The sequence below is a fragment of the Amycolatopsis sp. SID8362 genome, assembly GCF_010550475.1.
GTDB classification, from domain to species: Bacteria; Actinomycetota; Actinomycetes; order Mycobacteriales; family Pseudonocardiaceae; genus Amycolatopsis; species Amycolatopsis eburnea.
Genome location: NZ_JAAGNB010000729.1, coordinates 1 through 328, shown reverse-complemented (window position 1 = coordinate 328; position 328 = coordinate 1). Strand labels below are relative to the sequence as shown.

At 72.9% G+C, this 328-nt stretch carries 1 protein-coding gene; it reads left to right on the top strand.

Annotated features, from left to right (window positions below):
• A partial coding sequence (locus G3I65_RS22090) for a DUF6807 family protein (RefSeq protein ID WP_203612462.1) occupies positions 1 to 235 on the top strand: 235 nt, incomplete at its 5' end.
• Between the last annotated feature and the right edge of the window lie 93 nt (positions 236 to 328).

Sequence of the window (328 nt, the reverse complement as noted above, 5' to 3'; positions counted from 1 at the left end):
CAGCCTGCGGACCTCGACGCTGCTGTTCGCCGACAGCCCGGCGAACCCCGCGTACCCGACGGCCTGGTACGTCCGGGCCGAGCCGTTCCCGGTGGTCAGCTTCGCCACGACCTACCACCGGCCGTGGCTGCTCGAACCGGGCGGCGAACTGACGTTGACGCACCACCTCGTCGTCGTCGACGGCGAGCCGGATCCCGCCCGGCTGGCCGAGCTCGCGGCCAGGGCGGCCGAATGAAGGAGCTGCCATGCAGTGGAAGGCTCTCGCGGGGTGCCTCGCCCTGATCGGACTCACGTGCGCGGCCGCGCCAGCGGAAGCGCACGGGCACGA